This window comes from Cohnella hongkongensis (genome assembly GCF_042654645.1).
GTDB classification, from domain to species: Bacteria; Bacillota; Bacilli; order Paenibacillales; family Paenibacillaceae; genus Cohnella; species Cohnella hongkongensis.
The window spans coordinates 60848-87582 of the sequence record NZ_JBHSEP010000004.1 but is presented as its reverse complement, the minus strand read 5'-3'; the positions used below and the strand labels follow the sequence as shown (position 1 = coordinate 87582).

At 53.7% G+C, this 26735-nt stretch carries 22 protein-coding genes, 1 pseudogene and 1 riboswitch; of the genes and pseudogenes, 4 read left to right on the top strand and 19 right to left on the bottom strand.

Going from position 1 to position 26735, the window contains the following annotated elements:
* The 12 genes from ACFO3S_RS07740 to ACFO3S_RS07685 all read right to left on the bottom strand — a co-directional run bounded on the left by ACFO3S_RS07740 (nt 1) and on the right by ACFO3S_RS07685 (nt 15840).
* Nucleotides 1–762, bottom strand: a complete 762-nt coding sequence (locus tag ACFO3S_RS07740) for a response regulator transcription factor (protein ID WP_378094070.1) — start codon at nt 760–762, stop codon at nt 1–3.
* Entirely contained in the window at nt 737–2497 is a 1761-nt protein-coding gene (locus ACFO3S_RS07735) for a sensor histidine kinase (protein WP_378094067.1), read from the bottom strand. The genes ACFO3S_RS07740 and ACFO3S_RS07735 overlap by 26 nt, the downstream gene beginning before the upstream one ends.
* Nucleotides 2498–2672: 175 nt before the next feature.
* Complete coding sequence (locus ACFO3S_RS07730) at nt 2673–4178, bottom strand: ABC transporter substrate-binding protein (RefSeq protein ID WP_378094065.1); 1506 nt, start codon at nt 4176–4178, stop codon at nt 2673–2675.
* Nucleotides 4179–4277: 99 nt separating this feature from the next.
* Nucleotides 4278–5207, bottom strand: a complete 930-nt coding sequence (locus ACFO3S_RS07725; protein ID WP_378094063.1) for a carbohydrate ABC transporter permease — start codon at nt 5205–5207, stop codon at nt 4278–4280.
* Between the two features lie 15 nt (nt 5208–5222).
* Nucleotides 5223–6167 (bottom strand): ABC transporter permease, encoded by a 945-nt coding sequence (locus ACFO3S_RS07720; protein ID WP_378094060.1) that lies wholly within the window; start codon nt 6165–6167, stop codon nt 5223–5225.
* A gap of 465 nt (nt 6168–6632) precedes the next feature.
* On the bottom strand, nt 6633–7133 hold the full coding sequence (locus tag ACFO3S_RS07715; protein WP_378094058.1) for a DinB family protein: 501 nt from the start codon (nt 7131–7133) through the stop codon (nt 6633–6635).
* A 134-nt stretch (nt 7134–7267) separates the two neighbouring features.
* Complete coding sequence (locus ACFO3S_RS07710) at nt 7268–7927, bottom strand: DUF4386 domain-containing protein (RefSeq protein ID WP_378094056.1); 660 nt, start codon at nt 7925–7927, stop codon at nt 7268–7270.
* A gap of 71 nt (nt 7928–7998) precedes the next feature.
* Complete coding sequence (locus ACFO3S_RS07705; protein WP_378094054.1) at nt 7999–10131, bottom strand: winged helix-turn-helix domain-containing protein; 2133 nt, start codon at nt 10129–10131, stop codon at nt 7999–8001.
* 188 nt (nt 10132–10319) lie between these two features.
* Complete coding sequence (locus tag ACFO3S_RS07700; protein ID WP_378094051.1) at nt 10320–12479, bottom strand: EAL domain-containing protein; 2160 nt, start codon at nt 12477–12479, stop codon at nt 10320–10322.
* Between the two features lie 23 nt (nt 12480–12502).
* Nucleotides 12503–14350, bottom strand: a complete 1848-nt coding sequence (locus ACFO3S_RS07695) for a DUF342 domain-containing protein (RefSeq protein WP_378094049.1) — start codon at nt 14348–14350, stop codon at nt 12503–12505.
* Between the two features lie 61 nt (nt 14351–14411).
* Nucleotides 14412–14498, bottom strand: a riboswitch (cyclic di-GMP riboswitch).
* Between the two features lie 362 nt (nt 14499–14860).
* The gene (locus ACFO3S_RS07690; protein ID WP_378094047.1) at nt 14861–15328 is read right to left on the bottom strand and encodes a phage tail protein; all 468 of its coding nucleotides are present in this window, start codon (nt 15326–15328) and stop codon (nt 14861–14863) included.
* Nucleotides 15329–15354: 26 nt separating this feature from the next.
* Complete coding sequence (locus ACFO3S_RS07685) at nt 15355–15840, bottom strand: GyrI-like domain-containing protein (RefSeq protein WP_378094045.1); 486 nt, start codon at nt 15838–15840, stop codon at nt 15355–15357.
* Nucleotides 15841–15943: 103 nt separating this feature from the next.
* Between ACFO3S_RS07685 and ACFO3S_RS07680 the strand changes: the two genes are divergently transcribed.
* The 4 genes from ACFO3S_RS07680 to ACFO3S_RS07665 all read left to right on the top strand — a co-directional run bounded on the left by ACFO3S_RS07680 (nt 15944) and on the right by ACFO3S_RS07665 (nt 20233).
* Entirely contained in the window at nt 15944–16918 is a 975-nt protein-coding gene (locus ACFO3S_RS07680) for a helix-turn-helix transcriptional regulator (RefSeq protein ID WP_378094043.1), read from the top strand.
* Between the two features lie 226 nt (nt 16919–17144).
* Nucleotides 17145–19052 carry a serine hydrolase domain-containing protein gene (locus ACFO3S_RS07675; protein WP_378094041.1) on the top strand — a complete coding sequence of 636 codons (1908 nt, stop codon included), beginning with the start codon at nt 17145–17147 and terminating at the stop codon, nt 19050–19052.
* Between the two features lie 138 nt (nt 19053–19190).
* Nucleotides 19191–19535 carry a carboxymuconolactone decarboxylase family protein gene (locus ACFO3S_RS07670; protein ID WP_378094039.1) on the top strand — a complete coding sequence of 115 codons (345 nt, stop codon included), beginning with the start codon at nt 19191–19193 and terminating at the stop codon, nt 19533–19535.
* A 101-nt stretch (nt 19536–19636) separates the two neighbouring features.
* Nucleotides 19637–20233, top strand: a complete 597-nt coding sequence (locus ACFO3S_RS07665; protein ID WP_378094037.1) for a spore coat protein — start codon at nt 19637–19639, stop codon at nt 20231–20233.
* 158 nt (nt 20234–20391) lie between these two features.
* Here the strand turns inward: ACFO3S_RS07665 and ACFO3S_RS07660 are convergent, their stop codons facing one another.
* From ACFO3S_RS07660 to ACFO3S_RS07630, 7 genes and pseudogenes are all read right to left on the bottom strand, one after another.
* Nucleotides 20392–20871: a hypothetical protein gene (locus ACFO3S_RS07660; protein ID WP_378094035.1), complete on the bottom strand. Its 480-nt coding sequence runs from the start codon at nt 20869–20871 to the stop codon at nt 20392–20394.
* Nucleotides 20872–20918: 47 nt separating this feature from the next.
* A complete protein-coding gene (locus ACFO3S_RS07655) occupies nt 20919–21884 on the bottom strand; it encodes a VanZ family protein (protein WP_378094033.1) in 966 nt (321 codons plus the stop codon).
* Nucleotides 21885–21979: 95 nt separating this feature from the next.
* Nucleotides 21980–22895 (bottom strand): annotated as a pseudogene (splB, locus tag ACFO3S_RS07650) (spore photoproduct lyase).
* On the bottom strand, nt 22888–23136 hold the full coding sequence (locus ACFO3S_RS07645; RefSeq protein WP_378094031.1) for a transcriptional regulator SplA domain-containing protein: 249 nt from the start codon (nt 23134–23136) through the stop codon (nt 22888–22890). The pseudogene splB and the gene ACFO3S_RS07645 overlap by 8 nt, the downstream one beginning before the upstream one ends.
* Before the next feature lie 158 nt (nt 23137–23294).
* Complete coding sequence (locus ACFO3S_RS07640; RefSeq protein WP_378094029.1) at nt 23295–24209, bottom strand: alpha/beta hydrolase; 915 nt, start codon at nt 24207–24209, stop codon at nt 23295–23297.
* 19 nt (nt 24210–24228) lie between these two features.
* Nucleotides 24229–25518 (bottom strand): ABC transporter substrate-binding protein, encoded by a 1290-nt coding sequence (locus ACFO3S_RS07635; protein ID WP_378094027.1) that lies wholly within the window; start codon nt 25516–25518, stop codon nt 24229–24231.
* A 42-nt stretch (nt 25519–25560) separates the two neighbouring features.
* Nucleotides 25561–26727, bottom strand: coding sequence for an efflux RND transporter periplasmic adaptor subunit (locus ACFO3S_RS07630; RefSeq protein WP_378094025.1), 1167 nt, complete (start codon nt 26725–26727; stop codon nt 25561–25563).
* Nucleotides 26728–26735 lie beyond the last annotated feature (8 nt).

Genomic DNA, 26735 nt, shown 5'->3' with positions numbered 1-26735 from the left:
TTATTCCTTTCTGCGCATATCCGACGGCGATTTGCCGAAATAAGCATGGAAATGAGAATAGAAGTAGTTCAAGTTCGGATATCCGACAGACAGCGCGACGGATCTGATCTTCTCGTCCGTGGACTGAATGCGTTCCCGGGCGCGCAGCATTCGGTAGGCCATGAGATATTCGGAGAACTTCTTGTGCGTCTCCTTCAGGAAAAGCTGCCCCAGGTACGTTCCGTTCATGCGAAAGCGCTCCGCAACCGATTTCAGGCTCAAGTTCTGGGCGTATTCCGCCTTGACGATCAGCAGAATGCGATTGGTCAGCCTGGACAGGCTGTCGTAGCGCACGCCAAGCACCGGGTCGATATCCAGGTCGTCGCGATCGGCGCCCTCCACCGTGCCGTTCAAATCCTCTACGATAATTCTCTCGACCAGATGCTTCAGCTTCAGACGATCGACGGGCTTAAGCAGATAGTCCTTGGCCCCGCAGCGGATCGCCTCCAGCGCATACTGGAATTCGCCATACCCGCTCATCATGATATATTTCGAGGGAAGGTGCAGCTCGTTAAGCCTGTGGATGGCATCGTAGCCGCGCTGCTTGCCGATGCACACGTCGAAGATCGCCAAATCCGGCAACAGCTCCACCGCCTTGGAAATCGCGCCCTCATACGTTTCGCTCGTCTCGATGCGGCCGAAGCCGTATTTCTCCCAGTCCAGCGTACGCTTCATGCCCTCCAGAATCTGCGGTTCGTCATCTACGATCAGCAGCTTGTACATCCCTAATCGCCTCCTTGGATAGGATTACGGATATCTGAACGCCGGCTTCCTTGTTGTTGTCGATCTTCATGGAGAAACCTGACCCGTAAAAGAAGTGCAGACGGGTGTACACGTTGCGCAAGCCAATGTTCTCCACCGGGGCGTCGTCCCCTCTGGCCAGCCTTCTCCTAACTTCGGCCAGGCGCTCCTCGGAGATCCGGCGGCCGTTGTCCACGACCTCCAGCACGAAGTGCGAATCCTCCTCCCAACCGTTCACGACGAGCAGGTTGTACTCGCTCTCCGGGCGAAAGCCGTGCACGAAAAAATTCTCCGCCAGCGGCTGCAGCCAAAATTTCACGGTGGGCAAAGCGTGCAGCGCCGTCTCCACATTAAACTGATAAAAAAAACGATTCGGATATTTGAACTCCATAATTTTCAAATACTTTTGGAGCAGGCTCAGCTCGTTGCCGAGCGTGATGATATTGTCGTTCTTCACGATGTCGCGGTACAGCGCACCCAAGGTGGCGATCGCGTCGGAGGTATAGTCTGCGCTGTTCACCAGGGCAGAGGAACGAATCACCTCCAGCGTATTGTATAGGAAATGAGGATTGATCTGATTCTGAAGCGCTTTCATTTCTGTCTCCTGCTGCTTGAGCTTCAGGAGATAGTTGGTGCGGATATGCCGATCGAGCTGGTGAATCATATCGTCCAGCTCCCGGGCGATCATGCCGTACTCGTTCCTCCGGTAGCGGGCCGGGCTCAGCCGCGTAAAATCCGCCGTTTTGGCGCGTCCGATGGAAGCGATAATCCGGCGCAGGAAGTTCGCGTCCTCGCGCAGGTTGTAGACGATCAGCATCAGGACGCAGACCATCGCGGCCAACACGATCAGAAATACGCCGATCAGCACGCTCGCGTTACGACGGATGAGGGAGGCCAGATCCACAACGCTGACGAACCGGTAATCGAACCCGTTGGAGTTAAACGCCACAAAGTAGGCGCGATTCGCCCAGCCTGTCTTGAGAAAGCCATGCGCGCGCCCATCCGCGGCGATCCGCCGAACGAGCTCTTCCGTGTCGGGTCCGCCGCCGGAGATCAGGTACACGTCTCCGGATGCGCTCACGGCTGCCGCTTCGTCCGACTGGTCCATTTTCACCGTGCCGAATATCCGCTCGCTGCTGGCCAGAAATCGAAATTCGCCCAGCTGTCGAGAAATCTGGTTCGGATCCGATAGCTTCTTGTGGTAGACGAAGCCCTTGCGAATCGAATCGCGGAACATCTCGTCCGTATTGGGCAGACGAAACAGGAAGCTCGTATTGCCGCTGCTGTCGAAACGGATCACGTTGCCCTCTTGCCCGGTATGCAGGCTGATCTGGGTGATGTCTCCCTTGCCGCCGTTGCTCAGGAAGGCTTTCATGTCGTCGGGGAAGGAGACGAGCGGACGATGGTATTCGCTGTCCTGCAGCCTGGCCGTCAAATAGCCTTCCGCGTTGTTGCCCAGGAAGCTGCGAATGTCGGCCACCAGCTCGCTGTTGGAGTACACCCGCTGCATGAACGCTTCGATACGGTCGGCATCGTACTGAAGCGCGCTTTCCGCCCGGGAGAACGCTCCGGCAGCTTCGTTCCGGGAATTGCCTATCCACTGATCCAGCAGCACCGCGCAAGTGAGCGCGCCCAAGGCGAGGCCGATGAACACCACAAATACCGCATAAGCAACGAACTTGCCGCGATAGATTCTGATTCGCATAAATGAGAGCATGCGGCGTCTCCTTTGCCGTGGGGTTTGTCGCCTCTCGCTTTCAACCATATAACGTCTTTATCGCTGAAAGCAATCCCCAAGTTGAAAGCGGATCCATACCGGTCGACGAACAAGGCGCTTGAAACCCCGAACGGCCTTCCCGTTCGGGGCTTCAACGATCGATGGCTAGCGGCGCTTATTGGAAATACGTATCGATCTGCTCTTGGGCGGCGTTCATAATCGTATCCATGCCGGCAGCCTTCAGCTCGGCCACGATCTTCGGCACCATCTGCTCCGGATCGGAAGCGCCTGTAAGCAGCTCGTACCGGTATTTGTCCCAGACCGCCTTCGTGTTGGCCACTTCAGTGCTCAGCTCGCTGATGTCCAGGGCAAAGCCCAGGTTCGTGGAGGAGGTCGCCTGATCGTTCAGCTTGCGAACCTGCTCCCACTGATCGACCGGAGCGCCCTTGGTGACCGCCATATTGAAGAACGTTCCTTGCGTGTAGGCGGCCAGCGGCCATGTGTCCGTCTTGCGCTCGATGACTTTCTCGCCGTCCACAGGGTCATAGTCGACGCCCAGTTCCCCGAAGGCCAGCATATTGCGCAGCTTGGAATCCGTATTGACCAATTGCAAATATTTCAAAGCTTCGTTCTTGTATTTCGAGTTGGCCGAGATGGCGTTCAGGGAGCCTTGAATCGTGCTCGTCGTATAGATCGGACCGAAGATCGGGAACATGTCGTACTTCTCGACGCCCTCGGTAATCTGCCAGTTCGCCTCCGCGCCGGGGAACGCCTGCGCCGCGAAGAACGGCCGGCCCTTGTCCGCCTCGGTCTTGGTCGGAGCGTCCGGATTGATGATGCCGTCCTTGTACCACTGGTGCAGCAGCTTCAGGCCATCCATGATGTCCGGCTGCTCCAGCACGGAGACGGCTTGGCGGGAGGCGTCGTCGACCTTGACGCCGATCGGCGGCAGACCGAGCGTCATATCGTCATAACCGTTAAAGAATCCGTTAAACCCGTCGCCCTGGGTGAGCGGCAGCGGATAGAAGCTTCGGCCTTCGCCGGCCTTCATATCGCGGAAAGGCTTGTCGAGATCCTGCAGCGTTTTGATGCTTGCCGTATCGATGCCGTACTTCTCCACGTACTTATGGTCGAACACCCAGTATTGGGTCAGAGACGAATCCTTGTACGTCGGCACGGAATAGATTTTCCCGCCGATCTTCGTTCCGTCCCAGACTTTCTGAGGGATGAAGTTATAGAGCTCGGGCGTCTCGCTTTGCACCAGGTCGGTCAGGTCAGCGAACGCGCCCATGGCCACTTGCTGGCTGTATTTGCTGTTGTTCGTAAACATGATGTCGAACGGCTCGCCGGTGTTCACGATCGTATTGATCTTCGTATCCCAGTCGCCCCAGCTGGCGACCTTGATGTCGATTTTCACGCCGATCTTCTCGGCCGTATACTCGTTCATTGCGGCGACGGCTTTGTCGAAGTTGGCCGGCACTTGGCCGCCGATCGTCCACCAGACAAGCGTAGGCGCCTGACTGGAGTCGGCCGGCTTGCTCGACTCCGTAGGCGCGCTGGAGCCCGAGGGCGCGCTCGCGCTTGGCTCGGAGCCGGAATTTGAGGACCCGCAGCCCGCCAGAGCGGTAGTTAGAAGAGCCGCGGCGCCGATGGCAAGAAGCTTTCTCTTCGTTTCTTTCATTTTCATTTCCTCCCTTTGGTATCGTTCTTCTTATTCCCGCCGGCGCCAACCCGGGCGCGGCGGATATCATAAACCGGAGATGGCCGGTTTATTGCGGGGTTATCCCTTCACGGCGCCTACCGTCAATCCGGAAATAAAATATCGTTGGAAGAACGGATAGACGATGGCGACGGGGACGACGATGACGATGGCCACCGCCATGCGCGCCGATTCCTTGGGCATCGTCGCGACAAGCTCCGCATAGCTGATGCCCATGCTGGAGGCGTTCTTGGCCAAGGCGTCCACGTTGCTCATCAAGCTGTTCAGCAGCGCCTGCAGCGAGTACAGATTCTGGTTGTCAATGTACAGCATGGATTGGAACCAGTCGTTCCAATAAGCGAAGCACAGGAACAGGCCGATTGTCGCCAGCACCGGCAGGGAGATCGGCAGCACGAGCGAGCAGTAGATGCGCAGCTGGCCCGCGCCGTCGATCTCGGCGGATTCGATCAGCGCGTCCGGTATCGTGCTCCTGAAAAAGGTTTTGCAAATAATGACGTTAAAGGAGGAGACGGCCAGCGGCAGAATCAACGCCCAAACCGAGTCCTTCAATCCCAGCAGATTCGAGTTGATATAGTAGCTGGACACCAGACCTCCGTTAAACACCATCGGGATGAATACGACCCAGGTCAGCAGCCCCTTGAGCTTGTAATTCGGCCTCGAGAGGACATACCCCATCGAAGTCGTAAGCACGACGCCGAGCACGGTGCCGACGGCGGTCACAAGCACGGAGACGCCGAGCGCCCGGGTAATCATCTGCCCTTGCCGGGCGATATACTGATAAGCCTCTCCGGAGAAGACCGCCGGAATGAGGCGATAGCCGTCATGGCGGATCGAATCCTCGCTGGTCAGCGAGATGGACAGAACGACCAGGACAGGCACGAGACACGCCAAAGCCAGTAGAATAAAGATCAGATGGAAGGTCCAGTTCGTGACGGTCCCGATTCGGTTGAATCTGTCGAGACCAGACTCGTAGGCCGCTCTCGATTTCATGCCTCGCATCCCCCTTTACATCATGGCGCTGTCCGGATCTACGCGGCGAACGATCCAGTTGGCCAACAGAATGGTCAAGCAGCCCATGACGGATTGCACGAAGGCGGAGGCGGAAGCCATGCCTACCGTTGCGGTCTTCAGCTGCTTGTAGACGAGAACGTCGATGGTCGTCACGACGTCGAACAACGAGTTGGAGTCCCGCGGCACTTGGAAGAACAAGCCGAAATCCGTGTAGAAGATGCGGCCTACGGCCAGAATGAACATCATGACGATGACCAGCTTCATGAGGGGCAGCGTAACGTATCGCGCCTGCTGCCACTTGGAGGCGCCGTCGATGACGGCCGCCTCGTAATACGTGCTGTCGATGCCGGTGATGGTCGCCAGATAGACCACCATTCCGTACCCCAGCCCCTTCCATACGTTCATGAAAATAAGAAAGTACGGCCAATACTTGGGCTCCATATACCAGTTCACAGGATCCACGCCCAGGCCGGTCAGGAGCTGGTTGGCGATCCCTTTGTCGAAGCTCAGGAAGGACCAGACAATGGCGGAAACGACGACCCAGGACAGGAAATACGGCAAAAACATAAGCGTTTGATAGAGCTTGCCGGCCTTGCTGCTGTGAAGTTGACCGATCATCAGCGCGAGGACGACGGGGATCGCAATGCCCAGTACGATGAAGATCATATTGTAGCCCAGCGTGTTGCGGATCACGATCCAGGCGTCGTTGGACTTGAACAGAAATTCGAAGTTCTTAAGGCCGGTCCACTCGCTGCGGATCACATTGCTTAGAAATCCCCCATGGATCTTGAAGTCCTTAAAGGCAATCACCAGGCCGAACATCGGCAAGAAACAAAACAAGACATACCAAATGGTCGTCGGCAGGGCCAGAAGCGTCAGCTCGGTATCCTGGGTGCGCCAGCGCGTTCGCTGACGCACTCGCCCGCTCTTCTTGTCCATCTTAACCCCCCCTTGTTGGCCATTCCTTCCACCGGTTAAACCCCGCCTTGCATACGCTTTCATTCCCGTATAAGCGCATTCGCCGTAACCTTAAGTCTCATCCGATTGATGTTCATTGTATAGAAAATCCCCGGAGCGATTCCAGACCAAAAACATGAGAATGCAGTCAACAAACGTTAGATCGCTTTAAAAAAGAGCGGTTAGGACGGCCAAGCATAATCGAGTTGCGAAGTCCTAGAGGATCGGCCAAGCAAAAACGGCTTCGGCGTCCTCTGGACGCCGAATCGCGTTTTTGTCGGAAGGGGCTCAGAAAAGGATAGCGAATTTTTTACTTTCACGAAAAAAACAACGGCCCGCGAGCCGCGCAGTTCCCTAGCGGAACATGCGGCTTCACGGGCCTTGCACATTTTCTCAGGATAAGGCCCGCCGGACAAGTCCGACGGGCCTCACGCAATTCGGATCGTTTTACAGGCCGAGCTCGTCGGCGCTTGGGCCATAGACGCCCGGCACCGGCTGGTCGAGCAGACGCAAATACACGCCGAGCTGCGCCCGGTGATGAACCATGTGGCTCATGCCCACTGTGCGGAACGCCATCGCCTTCGGCTGAACGGCCATGATCGTATCGCCCCGGCGAAGCGTCCAGTCCGAAGCCAGCGCCGCTTCGTCGACGGCGTCCAGCGCGCGCTCCAGCTCCCGGATGTTCGTATCGAACTCGTCTAGAAGCGCCTGACGGCTCGTTAACGCCGTCCGCCGGGCCGGAATGGCCGCCAGATCAATCTCCGGATCGCGAAGAATGCTCAACTGCCAGTTCAACAGGTTCACGACGTGCGTCGCCAGTTCGCCGAGCGTATACGACTTCTCATGCGGCCTCCAATCGAAATTCCCGTCCGGCAAGCCGGCCAGCAGCCGGCGCGTCCCCGACCATTCGTGCATGACATCCCCGATCAGCAAATCTTTGTTCAACATCGCCTGTTCCTCCTCGCACGAGCAAGTCGTCCTGCTTCGTGCCGCCAGTAGATTCCCCGATACAAGCGTAATGGAACAACCGACGTCTTGTAAAGCGCGCCCGTCACGACAAGCAGCGGGACGGTCAGAAAACTTCAGGTGCGCTCCGCGCGGAGATCGAACCCCTTCGCCATGATCCAGACGGGAAACGCGATCTCGAATACGGCTCCCGGAATATACAGGACGGATCCGACGTCGTAGCCCAAGAGCGCGAGACAGCCGCTTGCCAACAAAGCCGCATACCCGACGAACCCGATGACCGACAAGATTCGCGGAATCAGTCTCGCCCGGTAGAGGACACGGCACAGCAGCAAGCTGCCCAGACTCAGCACGATCATGGCCATCTGGAAAAGCGCGGACCGGACCTCCAGCCCTATCTTTCCGATCGTCTCCAGGTATGAGCCTTGGGCCGCGTCTGCCGCGAGGTAAATCTCGCTCAACGCGACCAGCGCCAGCGGACAGACGGCACTTGCCAGAAGCAGTGCGGACTCCAGCAGCCGGGATCCGAAGTATCCAAGGGCGTACGCTTCGTTATGCTTCTGCAAGACCGGGTACAGAAGAACGGCGATCCCCACCACCGCCATGGCATTCAATAACTCCAGGAAAACGCCCGCAGCCGCGGTCGCTCGATCCGGATACAGACTGGCGAGAAAATCCGGGCGATGCAGAACCCCGTCCAGTAGACCGCTTCCGATCAGGTAGGCCCCCGTCGCCACCAGAAACAATGCTCCTGCCGTTCTTGCCGCTTTTTTCATCCTTTATCTCCTCTTCGCTTCACTCTTTTGTATGCAGTATAGCTCGAGGAGAATGAGGGGCTGTAGACACTTTAGTGTGATTTGCGGGTGGGGGGGAGCAGGTTCAATTCGGCGGCGCGGACGACCGCTTCCGTACGCCTCTGGACCTGAAGCTTCTCGAAAATTCGGCGGTTGTGCCCTTTGACCGTGTCCAGGGCGAGGAAGAGCCGCTCGCCGATTTCCTTGTTCGACAATCCCTTGGCGATGAGCTCGAGCACTTCGGTTTCTCGCTGGCTGAGCGGCTCGATCAGGCGGCTCTTCTCCATCCCGCTCCTGCGTACGCGCTCCAGACCCCGCTGCGCTTCGCGGAGAGCCGGCAGCGGCAGATCGCCGCCCAGGCGCTGAGCTTCCTGGTAGTATTCTTCCGCCGAACGGGGCCGGTTCTCCGCTTCCTCGAGCTGGCCCAGCCCTATGACGGCCATTACCGCCATCAGCTGGTGACCCATCGCCTGGCAGTTTGCGACGACCTCGCGATAGGCCTCGCGAGCGTCGGCATGAAGTCCCCGTCGCTGACAGGCTACGCCCAGCATCCAAGCGGCTGCCGCCCGAACGGGAAGATTGTCCGGGCGCAAATAAGCCAACGCTCGCCGCGATTGGCAGATCACTCTCTCCACTCCTTCGTTCTCCCCGATCCCTGCGTCGCTTGCAGGCGCAATCAGGCCGACCAGCTCGTCGGTCCTGTCGTCCGGTTCCGCATTTCCCATGGCGGCTTCGGCTGCCTGCAGGCTCCGATTCGAATGCTCGCCGGTCAGCGCCAAGGAGGCCAGTGTGGCCCGGGTCGCGGCAATCCATCCGATCAGATCTCTGGCTCCGACGTCCGGTTCCGCATCCGTCAGGGCCGCCTCCGCCGCCTGCAGCTTAGACTCGACGCCCGTTGGCTTGCCCGTAAACAGCAGAGCCGAACCATACATGACCCACAGCGAAGGCCGAGCGTCCAGCTCAGCGGCTGGCAGCGACTGCAGCCAGCTCAGCGACAGGCCCGCAGCTCCGCGAAGATGCAGAGGCATGCCCCCGCCTTCGAGCAGGCGCGCCGCACGCCCGATGTCCCGGGATTCCGCAGCATGGCGGAACGCTTCGATCTCGAAGCCGTCGTTCTCGTACCATTCGCTCGCCCGTCTATGCAGCTCCGCGATCGCGTCTCTGTCGAGACTTTCCTGCAGTCTTCTGCGGAGAAGATCGGCAAATAGATGATGGTAGCGATACCACCGCCGTTCCTTGTCCAGGGGGACAACGAATAAATTTCTTCGCTCCAGATCCATTAAAGCCTGTTGGGCGGAGCCCGCGGAATCGAGCGTCACGGCATCGCAGAGAGAGCCGCTCAGACGGTCGAGGATCGATGTCCGCAGCACGAAGGCCTGTAAAGCTTCGGATTGCCGCTGCAGCACCTCTTCTATCAGATAATCCAGCACGAAATAATGACTGCCGGTGAAGGACGGAATAAGCCGCTCCGCGTCGCGGTCTCCCTGAATGGAGACCGCAGCCAGTTGGAGACCCGCAGCCCAGCCCTCGGTGCGCGCTTCCAGCGAAGCGACCTGCTCCGCAGACAGGTTAAGGCCCATCGTCCGGTTCAGGAAATCCTCGGATTCGGAGAGAGTAAACCTCATGTCGGCTGCGCGGAGCTCGGTCAGCTGGTCCCTAGCTCGCAAACGGGCCAACGGGACGCCCGGATCCTCGCGGGTCGTTATGACCAGATGCATTCGAGCGGGCAGATGATCCAGCAGGAAGCCTACAGCATCGTCCACCTCTTCCGAACGAGCCGCGTGATAGTCGTCGAGAACGAGAAGGAAGGGAGTCGGGAGAGCCTCGATCTCGTTAAGAAGGGCGGCCAGAATCGACTCGGTCGGCGGCCGCTGAGGAGATTGAAGCACGGCAAGCACCCCCGTTCCCACCTTCTCCTCGAGGGTCTGCAATGAGGCAATCATACACGTCAAGAAGCGCGCAAGCTCGCTGTCGCCTTCCTCAAGCGACAGCCACGCGGCCGGCCTTCCGCAGTCGGCGAGCCATTCGCTGACCAAAGCCGTTTTGCCGTAGCCCGCAGGGGCGGAGATCAGGGTAAGCTTGCGGTATAAGCCCTGGTTGAGCCTTGCCGTCAGACGCGGACGGAGAACCGCCATCGGCCGAGGCGCTGGAATATACCGTTTCGTGGCCAAGATGGGGAATGACATCGAGTTTACCCTCCTGCCCGCATAAAACCGGGTCCGGCCTATTGTGCCTGTTGTTCTCCCAAGCCGTACCTGCTTTTAGGAGTTATTCGCTACCTTATTATAACACTTCGGTAAGCGGGCTCTGCAGCTGCTTTTTCGCCCTGCCCCAGAAGGTCCTCATGAAATGGGAATGAGCTGCGCCCCATGGGCTATATCAACATCTTGGCTGCAAGCCGAGGCTGAACGGGATGTCCCGTATAGAAGCCCTGTACCTGCGAACATCCGTGGCTGCTCAGAAAAAGCAGCTGTTCCTCCTCCTCGACTCCCTCCGCGATCACCTGAACGTTTAAGTTGTTGCCGAGATCAATTAACATTTTGACGATACTTCGGGTTTTTGTATCGTTTAACAAGTTTACGATGAAGGATCGATCAATTTTCAACCGGTCAAAGGGGAGCGCAATGAGATAGGAAAGCGAGCTGTACCCTGTGCCAAAATCGTCAATCGCAATTTTCACGCCGACCTGTTTCAGATCCTGCAAAATTTTGATGACCTTATCCGGATTCATCATCATATTTTCCGTGACCTCAATTTCAAGGCATGCAGGCTCCATCTCATAGGTGGACAGGATCTCCTGCACCTTATTCGCAAAACCGGGCTCAAACAGCTGCTGCGGGGATAAGTTGATCGAGATCAACACTTCCTTCTGGTACAGGTCTCGCCATTCTTTCCACTGCCGGCATGCCTCTTGGAGAACCCAGTCGCCGATTTTTTGAATGAGTCCTCTATCCTCAGCAAGCGTAATAAACGTCCCCGGTTCGATTCGCCCTTTCTCCTTATGGTTCCAGCGAATAAGCGCTTCAAACCCAATGAGCTCGCGGTTGACTACATCGAATTGAGGCTGGTAGTCCAGTGTAAAGTCGCTGCTATTCACCGCTTTGCGAAGATCGGTGAGCAGCGCCAACCGTTCCGACGCCGGGTAGTCGAAATCCGAGGAATAAAGCTGGAATCGATTTCCGCCCTTGCGTTTAGCTTCATACATAGCCGCATCGGCGTGCATGATCAGCGCTCCTGCCTCTTGTCCGTCGTACGGAGATAAGCAGATGCCTATACTTGCCGTTACAAAACAATCTTGACCATTGACGCAGAAAGGTACAGCAAAGCCGTCGAGAATTTTTCTGGCTTCTTCGCAAGCTTCTTCAACGGACGCATCGCTTAGGAGAATGGCAAATTCATCGCCGTCCACCCTAGCAACGAATCCTTCTCGGGAAAGCGAATGGGCGATTCGATTTCCGATTTCCCGGATTAGCACATCGCCCAATTCATTTCCGATGGAATCGTTGACCATTTTGAAATCGTCCAAGTCCAGAACCATCACCGCCAACGTATGATCTTGCGACTCGGAGGCCTTGATTTTGAGCTCCAGCTCTTCATTCAGAAATTTCCGGTTGGGTAAGTCGGTTATCAGATCATAGTAAGCCATATGTTTGATCTGCTGCTCCGCTAGCTCTTGCTGTATGGCCAACTTGGAGAGATGGGTAGCGATTTTAATGACCTCTTGCTCCATATAGCTGGGGGCGTGAACGTGTTTATAATACAACGCGAAGGTACCCAGCACCTCCTGTTCCTTCCCCAGAATAGGCGTGGACCAGCAGGCTTTAAATCCATGGGGGGCTGCTATATGGCGATAATCGTCCCACAACGGATCGGTTGTAATATCAATCGAGACGATCTGCGCCTTTGAATAGGCAGCCGTTCCGCAGGAGCCGTTCGTAGGCCCGATAGACATTCCGTTGATCGCATCGATGTAAGCCTCCGGCAGGTTTGGCGCTTCGCAATGCACAAGCGTGTTTCCTTCCTTGCATAGAACCGATACCACCGCATCGGTCTGTCCTTCGACATCTAATATAATCGACCTCAATATTTGGTTCAGCGGCTCCCGGTTCGCTATCATTTCAAGTACATCGTTTTGTTGAAGCAAGCTTTTTTGCAGCCGAACAGACTCTGTCACGTCGTGGCAGGATATCAGCAGGCCCCGTCTGGAACCGTCCTCATCAAAGATCGGAATTTGCAAAATATGGAAACTGATGGATTCGCCGTTCAACATCAGCTCTTCGAAGGTGGAAATCGGCTCCCGCTTCACCCAAAGGTTCGGATTATTTTGTCCAAAGTCAAGTAAGGATAAGAGCCTGCCGCTCCTCTGCGCAAGATCAAACAGCTTCTTCGCCACTTGATTCTGTACGATCACACCATCTCTTAGGTCCTTAACAAATACGGGATACGGAATGGCCTCCATTAAAACGCGAAACCCGTTGATCGATTGAAACAGTGTACGGTTCCCGTCTCCTGACTGGATATCTGGCTTATTCATGTTTGAGCCCTCCGACCAAATGATTAGTCCGCTTTATGAATCGATTCGATGACAAGCCGATTGTCGGAAACATACAAAGCCACATCATATAACGGTTCCGATAGCTGATGGATATATCGGTTATCGATGACCACTTTCCCGCCGTACATTCGGTGAACCAAAAGTCTTCTTCCCGCTTTCACCGTCACTTCCCCGCCTGTTTCTCCGCCGACCACCGCTGCCGAGACGGAAAGTCCCGCCTCCAGCGTCGATCCTCTGCAGATGGCATCCGGATCTTTAAACACAATATTTTGCTTCGAGTACAGCGTGCTTTGCAGCACACCCTCTCTATAAACGACGATGTCTCCGTTAGACAGTATTTTACTTTTGTGGCACTGATCGAATTCGCACAATACCGTTGTCTCCTCAGAACGCTTAATATGCTCAAAAGTTTCGACAAGCAGGTACTGCAAGGATGAAATATAGGTATAAAAGGAAGAATCCCATACGGTCATCGGGTCTTGAAGCCCAAGCAGCTTCTCCTTAAGTTCAGACATCATGCCCGATTGTATGTTTTGAATGTTCGCAATACAAACCAGAATTTCCTTGACCAGGGATGGAATCTCTTTAAACTTCGACTCCAGCAGCATTCGCAGCGCCTGTTGAAACGTAAATGGGAGCCCCCTTTCTTCCAGCTTGCCCACTAGCTGCTTCAGCGCATTTCGCAGTTGCTGCAACTGTTCGTGAAGCGACAACGAGAAATTGTACAGGCGATTGAAAAGGACACCGTACTGGCCGGAATATAAATTCGCTCCGATGACATTTCCTTTAACGGATATACTGCCTGTCGCCGTTACCGTTGCCCGAAAAACGCTGCCCGCCACATATACATTGCCCAGAGACTCAACCAGCATACCGTCTGTAACGTCGCCATATACGACAACATCGCCGGTAAAAAATATATTCCCGGTTTCAAGATTTACATCTCCGGATACTACGTAGCAATCGTTAACTTCAATAAATTTAATCCGGTCTCCCGTCACCTTGGGTCTGCCCTTTTTCGTAGCGACAATTTCATTGTTTCCGGATAGTGCTGCATTCGATTTCGCGATCATAATGTAATCGATCGGCCTGTTCGGCTCAACGGTGTTTCCGTATACGTCAAAACCATTCTTGCCGTATACAGGGAGAACCTTTCTCGCGACCACATCTCCTTTGCTTGCTGTTGGTATCTTCAAATGGTTGCGGAAATCAATTGCTCCGTTAATTTCCTCAAAGCTGCTTTCGATGTTCTCCTTAAAAAACAAATCTATCCTTGCGTCCACGCTTGGAATAGGGGGCACTCCTTGCGATACGATGACCGGACAAAAGGTGGGGTCCAGCAGCTCGCGCTCGATGGCTGAGACGTTAATGTTCTTGATCCCCATCTCCTGCAGCGATTCCAGAATGTTCACCAACTGCAAGGAGGAGATGACCTTGCCGGTATCCTCCGCCGCTGTTATCCTAGCGATACTGGCTTTTTCTTTGTCTTGCAGCCGCCACTCATATTGATTCAGAGTACTCAACTGCAAGGACGCGGTCATGGCGTCGTCAGAAATGAGCACCTTGTATTCCGGCTCCCGAACAATCTCCCATTCAATCTGGTCATCTTGCTTGACTGTATAGTCGCCTTCAATTTTGATGCCATTCACGATTAGTCTCACCGGTGCTTCGGCATGAATAATGGGCCCTGGAGCGAATTTTCCTACAAATGTATGTATGAGATTATCCTTCACCATAACCCAGTTGTCAGAAGCATGGTCGTTATGCCCGTCTGCTTCCTCCTCGCTGCTTGGCTTGTTCAGCCCTTGGATCAGCTGAAGAATTTCCTTTTCCAGATTTGAACCGCGCATTCCGACTCCTCCATTTATAAAAATAAAGAACCCTTTACAGGGATAGAGAAGTACCCCTGCTTTCGGCATTCCCAGCCGCCATAGGGATAACCCCCTTAGGCCTGTGGTTTTGCGTCCGCATCTTTCGACGAGTTTGCCATTTTTCGAGCAGATTCGACATTATTCGACTTAGTTCTTTATGCCTATTATAGAAGCTGCAGAAATAGGTGTCAATTACCGTCTGAACCGATGGCTGCGGCCTCCAAGCGGCCTCGATAAGCCAAGCCCTAGCGCTCGGAATGGAGGCGGGCTGCAACGGCAATCGCTCAATAAGGGGCTCCTTCCAAAATGACGGGTTATAGTATAAAATACCCACGGTAAGACGCAACCAAAGAACCGAATCCGATCATCAGCTGCCCTCGCGCCCCGTTACTCCTTTCCCGCCGCTAAAAAACGGTATACAGCTTCACCCCAAAAAGGGGTTGCCGTATACCGCTTGCTTCAAACTAATTCCCAAGCAACTATCCTTATTTAATACTCTCCCTTAATGACGAAAAACGAGCCCCGAATCGTTCCGGCCAGCTTGGACTTCTGCCTGGCGAACTTAAACTTCTTCTCCTCCAGCTCCCGGGGAACCTCCATCCCCTCGGAAAGCTTAAACCCGACGGCCCGCTTCTTGGGATCATCCACCGTGTACAAGACGTTAACCCCCAGACCGTCTTCATAGAAGACGAAGGTCCACTTGATATTGTCCACCTGAAACTGCGACGTCTCCAGTGGCTTGGCCGCGAATTCAATGCCGCGTTCCTCCTTCAGGATCCGGTTCACATAATCCAGGGTCTCCTGGCTCTCGCTGGCGGGCACCACGGTAAATTCATGCTTGTACTTATTCATGAAGTACCGGGCTTCATTGGCGCGCAATCCGGCAAGCGCCTCCGCGACAGGCGAAGAATCCAGACCCGCCGTGGACACCGTCTTAAAATCAACGACAGTATGCATGACCGCCGCTCCTCCTTTCGATCGGTTTATTTCCTGATGACGGGAATCCACATTTCGCCATAGATTACCCCGTCTCGCTCTCCCATCAACACCGATGTATTCGGCCCTCCTACATAGGCCAAATGGGTCTCGCCCGGCAGCACCTGGCCGAAGGCCATGCCGGCCAGCGCTTGATTCAACTCGTCGGTCGTCTTCCCTTCCCCTTTTACGACCAGGTATTCCCCTTTAGGGAACTGGATAACCCTGGACCCTTCCGACGAAGGAACCGCAGCCTCTGTCATCACTCCGGCATAAAACATCATCTTGTGATTCACAGCCTCGTTCACGGCGAAGACGTAGTCGTTAACGGCCATCGCTTTTAAGCTGTCCAGCCTTCCATCCTCGCTGACCACCTGCCAGAAGTCCGACTTCTCCTTGTTGATGCCCGCATAGTCCGTGTAGTCGCTCTTCAGCTCCGTTCCCAGACCGTAAACGATAAAGCTCTCTTTTTCTTCCAGTCGATAATCCGCCATTGTTCGCAGCCTTCTTTCTTTGATCTTGAATTTGCCTTCTTGATCGGCTAGGTATATGATAACTTCTAATCATGTCAAAAAATGATACTGTTTAGGAGCTTCCATGAAAAAAGTTGAGCGGATCAACACCATCATGCGGTATATCAATAATCGGTCGCATTTTACGATAACTGAAATTATGCGGGAGTTCCGCATCTCCCGTTCGACTGCGATTCGGGATATTAGGGAAATCGAAGCTTTGGGGATGCCGCTTGTCGCGGAGGTCGGCAGGGATGGGGGGTATTCTGTCATGCATAACTCTCTCCTGCCGGGGGTGCGCTTTACCGACAACGAGGTCAAAGCTCTGTTCATTGCGTTCATGGCCACCCGGAACGCGCAGCTCCCCTATCTGAAGAGCCGTCAGTCTTTAGCGGAAAAGCTGCTGGGTCTCATCTCCGCGAACCAGCAGGACGACCTCGTTCTGCTGAACCAGATCTTGCTTTTTGCAGGAACCAATCCGCATAATCCCGATCTGCTCGAGCTATCGGACCTCCCCCACCCGATGTTGGAGAAGCTGATCCGAAGCCTGCTTGTCGACCGCCATCTGTGGATTACTACGGAGGAAGAGAAGGGCGGCAAGTCCTACGCCGTCTACCTGCTGCATCTGTACCATGAGAAAAACCTATGGTTGATGGAAGCCTTCGACCTGCAGGAAGAGAAGAAGTTGATGGTTCCCGTCGACGGACTTGTAGACGTCAAGCCCGACCCGGCGAAAAAAAGCATCAGCCGGAAAAAAATCTCCGAAAAGCTAAGTAAACGGGAAGAAGAAATCAACGTTGATCTTGAACTGGGCCCCGGAGCCATCGCCCAGTACAAAAAGTATCATCCCTTACGGACTTCCATCTCCTTTACGAACCCCTACCAAACGACAGCCATTCTAAAGACGTTCGTCCATGTCAATAAGCCCGAAGAGGTCACGCAAATGGCCGACTGGCTTCTTTTTCTGGGCGGGGATCTCCGGGTCAGGGAAGCGCCGGATGAAATCCGGGAAGAGATGCAGAAGCGATTGCAGCGTCTTCAAGAGCAGTTAAACCGATAAAAATGCAGAGAGCTTCTCAACCCGCCCATAGTTTGATACAATGGCCATGTTGTTGAGGGGGTGCGTCCCGTGCGTCTGTTCCAGCAGACTCACATGAATAGGAGGCATCCTTTTGCTTTTTTGTGATCTTGTCAAGATATGTGCAGCAACTTCCGGACGCACAAGACCATTGGCAGCAGGACATGATGTTCTAGCGGCAACATTACTTGGCCAAAGGAGAGGTCTCTTGTTACGAAGAGGATTGATACTTCTGTTCTCGATGCTATTGCTTCTGTCCAGCAGTGCGACAGTATCGGCTGCGGAGAACGTTAGCGGGGGAGATGACGGAGCGGTCCCTTCCGGGATTCCGCTGGCCGGGTTGGAAGACTATGTCGACCGTTATGTAGAAGAGTACATCGGACGACAAGTCGTAGGCGCGTCTATTGTGGTGGTCAAGGATGGCCGGGTGATTCTCTCCAAGGGCTACGGCTATGCCGATGCGGAGCAGCAGATCCCTGTCTCACAGAAGACGGTCATGGAGTGGGGCTCGATCAGCAAGCTTGCCGTATGGACGGCCGTGATGCAGCTGGCGGAGCAAGGGAAAGTCGATCTGAATGAAGATATCCGCAGCTATCTGCCGGCGAATTTCTTAACCCGGCTAAAATATAGCGAGCCCATTACGATGCTGAATCTGATGAACCACAATGCCGGATTCGAAGAGTATATGTTTGACATGGCCTATCAGTCCCCTGAGGAAGTAAGGCCGCTGGAAGAGGGACTGCTGCTGGCCCAGCCCGCACAGATCTACAAGCCCGGCGAAATTGTGGCCTATTCGAACTATGGCAGCACTCTGGCGGCGTATATTGTGGAAAGAATAAGCGGCCAGCCCTTTCATGAATACGTTCAGCAGCATATATTCGACCCGTTAGGCATGAAGGATTCCATCGCCTATTCCGTCGTAGAGGATCGCCCGGAGCTGCTCGAGCGTAAAGCTAAAGGTTATTTCCTTGAAGGGGAAGGGGCCTTCGCGCAGGGAGCGTGGAATTACATGTCCATGTACCCTAACGGCGGCAATAACGGCACGGCGGAGGATCTGGCCAAGTTCGCGATGGCCCTCCTGCCGGCTGCCGGGGAACCCTCGCCTCTGTTCGACAAGCCGGAGACGCTGGGCGCAATGCTGGCCCAAAGCTATGCCCCGGCTGAGGAAATGCCGGGCATTGCCCATGGGTTCTGGGAATACCCCGGACAACGCCGAACGTTGGGGCATGGCGGGAATACGATCGCTTTTTCCACGAATCTGCAGATCGTGCCCGAAGACCGGTTCGCCATCATCGTCATGGCCAATCAGGCCGGCGAGTCCCATATCGTATACGGCCTGGCCAACGCGATCGTCGGCATGCGCGAGCAGGCGGGTGCTGTCGATCTGCCGGACGCATCGGAGGTTCAAGGCGAGTTCGTCGCCGCTCGCCGCCCTGAACATGGCTTCATGAAGCTGTTCCCCTATCTGACGATGATGAAGCTGAAGCCGCAGGGAGCGGATAAGCTCCAGATGTCGCTTGCAGGCGCGACCGCAAGCTATAAGCAGGTTCAGCCCTATCTCTATCAGAAAGTAAGCGGAGACCCGGCGCTCAACATCTGGCCCATGCTGTATGCCAAGGTCAGTCACGGCAAGGTAGAGAAGATCTCCGTATACACCTCTGATTACTTGCCGCCGCCTGCCGGCAGATCTATGCCGGTGCTGCTTTCGAATGCCGCGTTGGCCGTGCTGGCCATTGCTTATTTCGTCGTCGCCCCGATCGTATTGCTGGTGCAGACGTTCTTGCGAAGAGCCCGAGTACGCCCTGCGCCTCGTGCCGCCAGCCGCAAGCTGCGGGTGGGTCTCACCTTGACCGGCACCGGCCTGGTCGCGAACAATCTGCTTCTGGCCTTGCGGATGCTCAGCAACAACGAGCGCGCCTATGCCGAAGTGTATCCGCAGCTTCTCGCGAACTACGTTCTGACGGGACTGGCTGCACTAGGCATGGCGGCGCTGCTGCTATCCTGGAGGAAGAAACGGACGGCTTCGACTGCTCGCGACAAGTGGGCGACCGTTCTGCCTGCGGCGATGATCGTGGTTCTGGTGGGGCTGCTTGTATTCTGGGAATTCTACGGTTGAACGGCCGAAGAGTCCGGCGACCGGTTCGAGTCCGTCAACCGTTTCAGCAACATGGCTCAAGCAAGATACCCGCTGAGCCGAATAAAACAGGAAACTTAGGGAACTATAACGCAAACCCACGAAAGAGGAGTAAGCCTAATGAATAAGTTGATGGACAATAAGGTTGACGCTTATCGAATTGGCGTCGGACATATGAAGGAAACACTCCCGAACGTAGTTGAGACATACCATAGCTTTACCGCCCAATGTTTTGAAGATCATGCAGTAAGCGCGAAAAATAAACAGCTGATCGCCCTTGGGATCGCTTTGTTCGCCAACAACGAAATATGTACATATTTTCATGTGAAAGAAGCGCTGTCCCAAGGCGCGAGCCCGAGCGAGATCATGGATGCCGTTGCGGTTGCCGCCGCAGTGGGCGGGGGGCACGCCTTGAGCCAGGGAGTGACTCGCGTGCAGCAAGCTTTAGCGGCACAGCTGCAATAAAATTTGCAGGCTGCCGTAAAGTTTGCATATTTTCCATTCGGTTGCAGCACAATTTAATCGTACGACCGCATACAAACCAATTGTGGAGGAATGGAAATCAAATGAATTCTCTCGGGGCACACGAGGTACTGGAGCTTCACGAAGTGTTGAACGATGCTATTCACGGGTTAAATACGCTCAATCTATTCCGCCCGCACGCACAGGACCCTATGCTTCAGGCGATTATGGACCGGCACATTCAGGCTCTTACGATGGAGTACAATAATATGGTTCAATTAGCCAATCAACAAGGCGCCGGCCAGGCTGTGCCTGCTCGGCGGATGAGTGCCGGTATGCCGGCAAATCCCATCAATCAAACGTTTCAACCCTCGTACGGGCTGCGAAATCCGCAAACTCAAACTCCGGCCAGAAGCGCACAGGAGTTGGATGACGTTGATGTAGTCCTGTGCATCGTCAACTGCCACAAGCAGACCGCCGCCCTAAAAATGAAGGCTGCGCTTGAAATGGCTAACCCGACGCTGCGTCGGGTCATGCAGCAGGGGGCTAACGCTTCCGCGGACTTGGCTTATGAGGGATTCCAATATGCCAACCAAAGAGGATATTATCAAGTTCCAACGCTGAAGGATACGACACAAAACACTTACCTTCAATCTTTTGGAATGGCTCAGGCCCCTCAAACGGGTATTCCGATGGTTTAACCTTCCCCAGCAAAAACGCCTTCGGCGGCCTCTAGACGCAGAATCGCGTTTTTGTCGGAGGTGAGGGACCGGCACCTAAGAAAGCCGCCTGCTTCCAGGCGGCTTTCGAACCGTCAGCCCGGTGAAGCTGCCGAATCCTCGATTTCCAAAAAAACTTTTCAGCTCCCGGTTCCTAGCATTTGCCGGATGCTCCCCAAGTGGTAGGCAACATGGGCGGCGCTGGCGATCGCTCCTGTCATCGAATCCGCATCCCAATCCCGCCTCAGATGAACCTGTTGTATCCACTTGTCGGCCTCGTGCCTTAAACCTTCAATGAGTTGACTCCACTCTTCCTCCGTAACGGATTCCACTTGCCAGCTCTGCTCCCAATCAGCATCTTGATAGGCATTCTCGCCTTGCGCCCAACGATTCAACAGCTGCAAGCTGTACCGAATATGATGGACATGAGCGGCGATACACGCCCGATCCAAGCGAGGCTTTACCGAAGCTTCCGCAGAGCTCAAGCGTTGCAGCGAAGGAATAAGCCCGGATTCCGGATTCGGATTCAGCACCCATGTAAATTGATCAGGCCGAGGACCATTGATCAGTTCCCGAAGAAGAGAACTTAAACTACGGCTGACAGCTGCAATGTCGTTCATATGCGCATTCTCCCTTCATTGCGACAATAAGCTCGCCTCAGATCATGCTAGCGGCGGCTCTGGATTTCCGTGAGGGTCAGATCCCACAGCAGGACGTTCGTATTCGGATTCTCGTCTTCATTTCTGACCGTTAGGGTAAGCTCTCTCGCCCCCCGAGCATCCATTTCAAAATATTGGGGTTCGCTGCTCTCCGTTCTGCTTAAGGTTGTCGTAGCCGTGCCGCCTTCGCCGCCGTCCAGGGTGATGACAATCGTACTCACCCCCTCACTGATGTCGTCCGGAACAGCCATGTAACCGGAGAAGGTCACATATTTTCCATCCAACGCGTACGTAACGGTCATCGATCCGGGATTTTCTCTGCTAAACAAATTCACTTGCGGCTTTACTCGGTGACCGCCGACTTCAAAAACGGCGAGGCTAGGGTCCCAGACAACCGAACGAGCCTTCACCGGGAGACTGTCAATCCCGACCTCTCTGCCGGCCTCAACGCTTGTTGCCTTTTCAATCAAATGATTCATCCCCTGGACGGCAACGATCGTTCCGAACGAGAGCAGAGCCGCTGCGGCTAAAATTTTCGCAAATCCCTTCCATGTTCCCTTCGGACGAGGCACCCAACGCTGCGCCATATACCCGACGACTACCCCTAGCATATTCGTCAGTATGTCGTCAATATCGAAGCTGCCCAGCCCGGTTCCCCACTGCAGCGTTTCAAGAATCGAGATCGTAACGAGAAAAAGCCCTGCAAGCCGGAGAAGTCCGACCCGTGCCACCAGCGGGACGAACATCCCATAAGGCAAGAATGCTGCAAAGTTCGCAAAGTTATAAAACCAAAGCCAGCTCCATCCGCCTATCGGCAAAGATAGCGGAATGCCGTTGGGGACAAGGTTGTAACCTTGCGTCCCGTCGTGAATATTGTTCATTCGGTCAAAGCCGAAGTACAAGATATATAACATAATGGCGGTATAAACCGTCAGGGCGATAAGGGTGGCGGTTCGAGCCTTTCCCGCGATCATTTGAAGACCTCTCTTCCTTGGACAGCATGCGCTTATTCCCCATTTTCTTACCTGATATCATTGAAGCGCACAGCAGCCCCAAAATCAAGGACTCATTACGTGAAATATTCAATTTTTGCTTGAGGAAAATAAGTGTGGATATACCCGCTTAGCGTATCTTTAATCTCCTCCTGCTCCCGATCGGTGTACACATATTTCCCAATCCCGTACCGTCCCCATTTCCACTTCCTCTTAGTTTCATCAAGCTCCAGCTTCGTCATCGGATAATTTTTCTCAATCACATTCTTCGCCGGTTTAGTAAAGCGATGCTGAATCAATTCGAAGGTCAAATCTTTAATGGCAGAATGGGCAAGTCCGGACTCCAATTTTTCGAACATGTCCTTATAGCCCTGTTTCCATCCGTCATGCAAATATATGGGGGCAATAATGAAGCCTAATGGATAGCCCGCTTCCCCAACTTTTCTGGCTGCTTCTATTCTCTCTGCCTGTCTGGAGGTGCCCGGTTCAAAATTTTGAATCATATACTCGTCATTCATACTAAAGCGAAAGCGGGTCCGGCCATTATGCTTCGCATCAAGGAGATGATCGATATGAGCAAACTTCGTAACAAAGCGTAGTTGCCCCAAGTCTGACTTCCCAAAATATTCGATCGCCTTCTTGAGCGTATGGGTTAAGTGATCAATACCTACGATGTCCGATGTGCATGAAGCTTCAAACCTTGTCATCTCGGGTGCTCTTTCCTTCATATAATGGTCCGCAGCTTCAAAAATGTCGTCAATGTTGACATAAGTGCGGATATACGGCTTACTTCCCATCGTCGTTTGTAAGTAGCAATAATGACAATGACCCATGCAACCTGTTGCAAACGGAATCGCATACTCTGCGGAAGGCTTTGAGGTATCAAATTTTAAGGCCCATATTTTCAAATTTGGCCACTAATTCTTTCCCGAGCGGATAATCCAATGCCCTTGGCTCTACGTATACTAGCTGAGGCACAAATGGCTTAACCATAATACGACTCCGCATCAGATAAACCGAAAGCTTCTCTATAGGCGTTTTCGGCTTCGCTTGCCGTTGGGTACACCGCGACATCATCGTTTAATGGATAGTACGTTTCATATAAAAATAACGCAACTTTTCCTGGCGAATTCGGATCGTTCACTACAGCGGCTTCCTGAACATTGGCGACTCCCTGAACATGCGGATTTCGAATAATGACATACACGACTTGCCCCGGTTGATATTCATTCATCGCTTCATGACCCCTAACCTTCAAGTTTCAATTAGTGTCACACGAAGCCATGTAGAATATACCGGCATGTAAGGGAATCCTGTACTGTCTGGGGGGAAGTGGCTGCAGGCGGCGCGCACTGGGGCAAGCCCTTTCTCCCAACTGGGGCGGGGGACTTCCTAGACTAGCGCCTGTTTAACAAAGTCAATGAGCCGGGACTTTAAGGTTTCCCCCTGTTCTCCCCTATGGTACATATCCGTTCCGTGATAACCGCTCTCATCCACAATTAACTCTTTATCCGCTGCTCCAGAGGCTTGATACAATTGACGCACTTCTTTTTCAATGGAGCCTCCGTAATCGCCAGGCGAAAAAACGAACAAGGATGGCGCTTTAATCTTCTTGACACTTGGAATTGCGTCAAGGGGCCCGCATTGCGCAGGAGAAGAAAGAATCATTAGCCCCTCTATGGGAAGCTCTTGACGAACGCCAGCAATGATGGCTGTGCTGCCGCCGCATGACGCGCCCGCCAAAAATACTTTTTTTGCACCCAATCGGTTGAGTTCGCTTAGGGCTGCATCCGCATCGCGATCTATATTTTGATTATCCTCCGGGTAATTCTGCGAGGCGCCGTGATTACGGTACTCGGGAATAACAACCAGATATCCGCTGTCAGCCAGTTCCGTTCCCATGTCAACAAAAGAGCAAATGTTATAGCCCTGCTCGTGTGCAAGCAAGACGCCTTTATCTCCGCTGCCGAGCACAAGTGCCGACAGATGCACCCCGTCACTGGTTGTCAATGTCGTTGCTTTATCTTGTAGTTCATCAGGAACACAACTATTGACAAGATGCCCGTTAGAAGACTTCACCGTGCGATCCGGCCAGGCAGGCTCATACTCAACCGGCGGATTTGTTGGCATGTTCGTCTCTTCGGCAAGCGGCGTTTCCTTTACCGTCTCGGTTATGGAGTCAGTATTTTGCGGTTGATTAGATAAAGCTTGACCAGGATTGGGAGTTGCGGCGGTGCATCCTGTAATTGTTATTAACAAACCGAGTATTGCAAAAACGACTTTTGTTCCTCTAAATGTGATGTTCATTGGTTTTCTATACCTCTTCCTATTCGTTTAAATAGGTTGTCACTCTGTTCTGGATCAGCTTTGCGACTTCTTCAGCGGTTTTTTGCTCGCTAAAGAACGCCATCGATTCTTCTCCTACAATAGAAATCACTTTGCCAGCCGCTGCCGAACTGTTATTCGCCGCATGAATGAACGCTTTGAACTGGGCAAATTCATCCTTCGACACTTGCGGCGTTTTCCCTTCCGGCGTCTTGTATGTTCCGTTTTCCACTTGTTCCTGAATGTCGTCCAACTGCTTCTCATTCACAGATTTCAGCAGCGAAAATCCTTGTCTCTCTTGCAGCGATTGCCCTTCTTCGGATAGCATGAAGGCAATAAACTTCCAAGCCTCCTCTTTCACCGAGGATCTGGCTTGAATGGCGAACTGGGATGCGAGAACCATTCTGGCTCCGCCTTTTTGTTCCGGTTTTTGCAGCAGCTTCGGATTGGAGAAGTACAGGTGCAGATCATTGATGAAGTCTGCCGGCGATCTCAACACGGTTGAATAGAACATTTGCATTCCTGCATCCGCCTGTTCTGAAGTCATGACTTTATTATCGTACATAGCTTTAATTTGCTGCATCGCATCCACGAATAAGGGCGAGTCGAACATCGCCTTTTTCGCTTCAGAGTCCACAAACTCCGCGTACCTGTCCACAACCATTTCCTGCATGCGGAACTCAGGCGCTTCGCCCGCCATCGCATACCGACGTTCCGCACCGGTCGCTCCCAGTTCCTTCGATATTTCCTCGAGCTGCTTCCAAGTCCAATTCCGGTCGTCGATCCTCGCATTTCCAAGAATATCTCCATCGCCTACAAACGCCCGCAGGTAAAATCCGAAAGGCATGGCATACAGTCCGTCATTTGACTTTATTGCATTCAAAATGTTCATTTGCAAATCGCTTTTATTGAGCGTTTTGTCTTGCTCCATGAGATCTTCCATGTTCAGGAGAAGGTTTTTATTCACATAATCTTTGAGAGGCAAACTGCTTATTTCAAAGATATCCGGGCCTTTGCCCGATAGTATTGCTGTATTCGTCGTTTTTTGATATTGTTCATAATCTTCTGTCACTTGAATTTGCAGCTCGATATCCGGATGCTTTTCCTCAAACTTTCTCTTTGCTGTCTCATAAAATGAGCTCGCTTGTTGGACAGACCATGTAACGACGGTTTTCCCCGCTGGGTTGACCGAATCTTTCGCGCTTTCCGACGGTTCGCCGCCCCCGGAACTGCATGCGGTCGCTAATGCGATTAGAAAGCCCATAAATATCATCCATAGCTTATTTTTCATCGAACTGAACTCCTCCTGTATTTCTTTCTCATTCTCGCTATCTTATTGCAGTCGAACACGGTTTCCGTCTTGCAAAGGCTCGCTGCTTTCCAGAATCATCAGATCGCCCTCATAGAGGCTGTCCGCCAGAAGCAATGTTTCCGCGTCATTGCTTTCGCTGGACTGAATACGCACTTTGCGGGCGACGAAAACATTGCCCAACGCTCCTCTCTGCTCGTCAATCTTGTAGACGAACATGCCGCCCTGATCGCGATGAATCGCCTCGCTTGAAACGACCAGCCCTTCCAGACGGGAACGTCCTTGGATGTTGATCCATGCTTGCTCACCCCCTTTCAGCTCAGAATCGACGACCTTGATGCGAAGCAGCTTCCGAGGAACCGTCCGAGTCTGGCCCGCCGCTTCTCCGGATTCGGAAGAGCGATCGGTTCTCGGCTCGGCATCCATCATTTCGGCAACCGTTCCTTCGAGGGTACGAGTCTGTTGTTCCTGAACAGTGTGCGCCTCGACCTCTATCTTGGCTCCGACCGCAATGCCCAATCGAGTCAACAGCGCGGAATCGGCAGGAATATCCACTCTGTAACCGAGGCTGTCATTTGTGATCAAGACATCCGCTTCTCCCGATGACGCCAACCCCTCGACGGCATTCAACCTTGTGACGATGCCGTCGAATGGGGCGTTAAGTTCCTGTCCGCGTGCCAAACGGTCTCTCAGCTCATCAATCATTCGTTCCTGCATGTCCAGGTCAAGCTTTCGCGTTTCGATCGCGCGGCGTGCGCTCCGAATGCCGAGTTCGTCCTCTTCCCTTGTTGTTTGGATGAACTGGTCCTGAAGATTTTGCAGCTCAATATGCAGCTTCTTCAAGTTAGCGACCTCATTTTCCAATTCCCGTTCGGCAGTTTTGCTGTCATATTCGATCAGCTTTTGCCCCTTCTTCACGCGGTCTCCTTCCTTTATGAAAATCTTTTGGACCTCCCAGCCGGCCGGATTCGTTAATTTCGCTGCCGCGAACGGCTGCAGCATGCCGCTGCCCTCGAGCGTAAATACAAGACTTCCGGAAGTCAGCGGCTCCGTTCTTACTTTCGGCAAGGTTAATGATTGGAGCGTATTGCCGAAAAACGTAAGCAGCAGCAACAATCCCATAAAAACAAGGAAGACGATTTGAATGGTTCGTTTGCGTCCGCGGTCAACTTGTTCGTTTGCTAACTCCATATCCCGTC